This window comes from Aquicoccus sp. (assembly GCF_041686535.1).
Classification (GTDB): domain Bacteria; phylum Pseudomonadota; class Alphaproteobacteria; order Rhodobacterales; family Rhodobacteraceae; genus Aquicoccus.
Genome location: NZ_JAWLDS010000154.1, coordinates 1 through 4467, shown reverse-complemented (window position 1 = coordinate 4467; position 4467 = coordinate 1). Strand labels below are relative to the sequence as shown.

The window sequence follows — 4467 nt, the reverse complement described above, 5'->3', positions numbered from 1 at the left end:
CCTTGGCATTCTGCCCGGACTTGCCCTGGTAGCTGTCGATATTGTCGATTCCGAAATTCTGGTATCGGAAAGGGTAGCCCGCGTTGTCGCAATACCCCTTGAGCAGGCCCGCCATCATCTGGATGAGCGTGGTCTTGCCCGTGCCCGGCGCACCATCGCCCATGAAGGTGAAGATGAACCCGCCCAGTTCGGCAAAGGGGTTCAGCCGCCGCTCGAAATCATAGGCCATCAGCATCTTCGAAAGCCGCAGGGCCTGGTGCTTGGCGATATGGTTGCCCACCACCTCGTGCGGTGCCTTGAAGGTCATCGTCAGGACCGAGCCTTTCGCCGTCCGCGCAGGCGTGAAGCCGCGGATCTGGAAATCGTCGGCCTCGACCTTCCACGCTGCATCGGTGAACGGCTCCAGCCGCGCCGCGTTCTGCGCGCGCAGCGCGACCTTCTCCATCAACTGCTCGGCAAAGGCGCAGACCGTCGCCACCAGCCGCGCATCGTCACCCGCGAAGGCGGCGATATCTTGGTCCAACTCCCACAGCGCACCGTGCAGCGCCAGTTGGCCATTGTCGGTCAACACCTCCTCGACCTCGCCCACCTCGACGCTGACCTCGCCCAGGTGCGGCGACAAGAGGAACGCGGTGGCATTGGCAAAGACATGCAGCGTGATCAGCGCCTCGGCACTCAGGAGCTCCGAAAACGCGGTCTTGCGATCGGCGGGCAACGCGCCTTCAAGGTTCGCGCGCTTCAACTCGGCCAGCCCCACCTGCGCGCCATAGGTCTCGGCCAGCGCCAGCGCGATCGCAAGCGCCCGCCGCAACGCCCCCATCACGCTCGCCTGTGCCGGGCTGACCAGCGGGTCATCGCCATCCGCCGCCTCGATCCGCGAGATGAGCTGCACCCCCTCGGGCCGCGCGGTCGAGCGCGTCACCAGCCCCGGCGTGGTGGTGCGAAACCGCCGCCGCGTGCCGATCCCGGCCGAACGCTCTTCCGCGGGCGCCTCCTTGCCCCTGCCGATCCGCGGCGTGTGATCGAACCCCGCGAGAAGCGCCGCCGCCGCCGGGTAATGCTTGCGGATATCCTCTTCCCGCAGCTCCATCTGGTCGCTTGTCCGGCTCATCTTTCACTCACGCCCATGCTTCATCTTGCCAAAAATACTCAAACCCGCTCCTAGCGATAGCTCAACACCCGCCCCCCGGCGCCGACCACGAACTTGCGCACACCCGAAAACCCCGGCGGCCGACGCTCCTCCAGCACCTGGTAGGGCCGTTGCGGCAGGATGATCGCGCGTTCTGTCCGGGTCGCCCCGGTATCCACCCCGCGCCCCGAGAACGGATCGAGTGCAAAGACCTCCCGCTCCACCGTCGAGAACCAGCCTGCGCGTTCCTCGCTCACCCGCTCGCTCTCCAACACCTCGACCGTCCAGGCCAGCGCCCAGTCCTGCCCCTCGGGCGCGCGCGCATCGCGCAAGACCTCGCGCAACGGGCCGCTTTGCTGCGTATAGGCATGGCTGTACATCGGCCCAAGGTGGAACCGGCGCAGCCGTTTGGGGTGCAGGTCGTCAAAATCCGCGTCAAAGCCCCGCGCGATGGTGACGAGCTTCAGCCCCCCCACCGATTGCCCCATCAGGTGCGCCTGAACCTCGGGCCAGCGGCGCTCGTCCTTGGGCAACGCCCGGCGTCCCGAATCCTCGACCTCCATCAGGTAGATCGTGGGCAGGTTGACCATGCTGTCATAGACCGCCCAATGCAGCAGGTAACGCCGCCGCCCGTCCAGATCTCCCAGCCATGCCACCTGCGGATCGTTGCGGGCCCAGAAAAGATCGCCGCGTAGCAGCTCCTCGTAATATAGCCGCTGCGACAGTGCGAATTGCAGCTTGGTGGGGATCTCGCGCTCGCCAAGGATCTTGCGCAGCATCTCGTCCTTGAGCGCCTCGGGCGTCGGCATGTTCTCAAGATGCCGCGCCGCCTGCGCCGCGTCATTGGCCATCACGAGCAGTTCGTTGAAGACCGGGAAACCGCTTTCCACCCGGTCCATCTCCAGCATCCCGAAAAACCGTCCCGTGTCCCGCCCCGCCATGAGGTATTTCATCGACAGCGCCCGGAAGCTATAGCCCAGCGCCGCGACATGGCGGGTGAGGATCTTCACCTCGGTATCATTCAGATCGCCCTCGGCGCGCATCTGCGCGGCCACCCGCGCCAGATGCGTCGTGATCGTCCGGAACTTGGCGAAATAGCGGCGGCTGGCGAACGTGTCGTCAAGCCCCACGTGATCGCGGTCCCCGGTGATCGCATCGCGGCCGTCGGTGATGTCAGATTCCGGCATTGGCTCTATCCAGCCCCGTCATTCCAGCCGTCCGGGAGCGGCACCCGCCATGGGCGGACCGGCGCGTCATTCCGCCCCGTAGAGGTTCTTGTCGTGTTTCTCGACGATCTTCTGGAACCGCCGGGTGAAGCGCTCGTCCGCCTTGGCCTTGGCCTCCAGCACCTCGCGTGCGAATACCATGTGCCCCTCATGCGCCTCCATCATGTCGGCCATCCGCTGGTTGGTCGCCGCCCCGATCGCCGCCATCGAGCTTTGCGCCTCCTTGTCGGTCTCCACCCCGATCTCGTTGATCCGGTGGGCCACGTCCTGCTGCTGCGCGGTCTTCAGCGACTTTGACAGCGCATCGTAAAGCACCACGCGCTGTTTCGTATCGGTCTGCAACTTGTTGATCAGAACCATCTGCGTCGCGGCCTGGTTCTGCAGGCTGTCGATCCAGGTCTTGCCCTTCTCGATATAGCGCTCCAGCGTCTGGCTCTTGGCGAGCTTGACCTGCTCGTCCTGCACCATCTCGTTGTATTTCGCGTTGAGCGCGGCCAGCTCGGTTTCCAGCCGCGTGCGCGCCGTCGCGTCCTGTTCCACCGCGATCTTGTTTTCCAACTCGATGATCTTCGGGTCCATCGCCTTGATCTCGGTGCGCAGGGATTCAAGCGCGCCCACCGTCGCTTCGCGGTCGTCCAGCGTTTCGGAAAGGTTGGCCTCGACCTGTTCCTTCTGCTTGGTCAACTCGTCAAGCTGGCTCTGTAACAGCCGGGTGATCACGTCGGATTTCGCGATCAGGTCCTGCAACTTGTCGTCGATGCTCGCCGTGCGCATCCGCTCCTGGCGCATCGAGTCGGACTTGGCCGGCGAAAAGATACCGACAAAGCTCTCCCAGCCGGTTTTCGACCGCATCTCGTCGAAATCCCTGGAAAACGCCGCCGTCACGTCATCCAGCCCCATGATCAGTTCCGCGATATTCGCGTTCATCAACTCGGTATGGGCATGTACCTCGTCGAGCGTCGCATTCTCGATGTCGATGGCGATATCCTCGCCGGTGTTCATCTTCTGGCGCGCGCTCTCGATCCGGCCGGTGAGTTCAGAAATCTTGGCCTGCGCCTCGGCCACCTGCTTTTGCGACTCCTGAACCTGTTCTTCGAAATTCGCCATCGCGTGCTCCCTTCCGGTCAATCGCCTGATGAGGATATGGGGAATGTTAATGCAGTTTACATCCACCTGCCTTCTGAATTGCCCGAAGTGTCGCAAAAGCAACGTCCAAAAGAAAGGGGAAAGGCGGTTTCGGCATCGCCCCGATCAAACCTGTCTGGCGCGACTCGCATTCCATGCTAGGCTGAACGCCTCAACAGGGAAAAATGGAGTGAAAACCATGTGCGATATCTGCGTGATGAATGCCGTCAAACGCAAAATGCTCTCGCGGCGGGATCTGTTCCGGGGGGCGGCCATGGCCGGGGCCGCCGCCGCCATCGGCACGGGCGCCGCGACCCCGGCGCTGGCCTCGGGTCACGGATCGGGGCCGACCGACATGACCCACACGCTGCACCGCGATTTTCCGACCTTCTTCGGTGATCCGCAATATTCCGAGGAACAGCTTTTCAATTACGCCGAACACAGCTTCAATCTCAAGCAATTCACCGTCAACGAACACACCGGCACCCATGTCGATGCGCCGCTGCATTTCTCCGAGGACGGGGCGTCGGTCGATGAAATCCCGATCGAGCAACTGGTTGCGCCGCTCTGCATCATCGACATCGCCGCCCGCGCCGAAGACGACCCCGATGCGCAGGTGACACCCGATGACATCACCGAATGGATCGCTGCCCACGGCGAGATACCGGACAATGCCTGCGTGGCGATGCATTCAGGCTGGGGGCCGAAGGTGAATGGCGACGGTTTCCGCAATTCCGACGGGGAGGTGATGCATTTCCCGGGCTTCCATGTCGAGGCCGCGACCATGCTGATGGAAGAAACCGGCGCGATGTCGATCGCGGTGGATACGCTGTCGCTCGATCACGGACCGTCGCCCGATTTCGCCGCCCATTACGCGTGGCTGCCCACCGGGCGGTTCGGGATCGAATGTGTCGCCAATCTCGACAAGCTGCCCGCCGCGGGCGCGACCCTCGTGATCGGCGCGCCCAAGCATCGCGGCGGCACCGG

The 4467-nt window shown here is 63.7% G+C and carries 3 protein-coding genes and 1 pseudogene; 1 reads left to right on the top strand and 3 read right to left on the bottom strand.

What is annotated here, in order from left to right:
- The 3 genes and pseudogenes from ACESL9_RS17115 to ACESL9_RS17105 form a co-directional block, all read right to left on the bottom strand.
- A pseudogene (locus tag ACESL9_RS17115) lies at positions 1-1111 on the bottom strand (AAA family ATPase); the annotation flags it as partial.
- Positions 1112-1161: 50 nt separating this feature from the next.
- Positions 1162-2316, bottom strand: coding sequence for a hypothetical protein (locus ACESL9_RS17110; protein ID WP_372613502.1), 1155 nt, complete (start codon positions 2314-2316; stop codon positions 1162-1164).
- Between the two features lie 66 nt (positions 2317-2382).
- Positions 2383-3462 carry a hypothetical protein gene (locus ACESL9_RS17105; protein WP_372613504.1) on the bottom strand — a complete coding sequence of 360 codons (1080 nt, stop codon included), beginning with the start codon at positions 3460-3462 and terminating at the stop codon, positions 2383-2385.
- Between the two features lie 217 nt (positions 3463-3679).
- On the opposite strand from ACESL9_RS17105, the gene ACESL9_RS17100 reads away from it, so the two are divergent.
- A partial coding sequence (locus ACESL9_RS17100; RefSeq protein WP_372675309.1) for a cyclase family protein occupies positions 3680-4467 on the top strand: 788 nt, incomplete at its 3' end.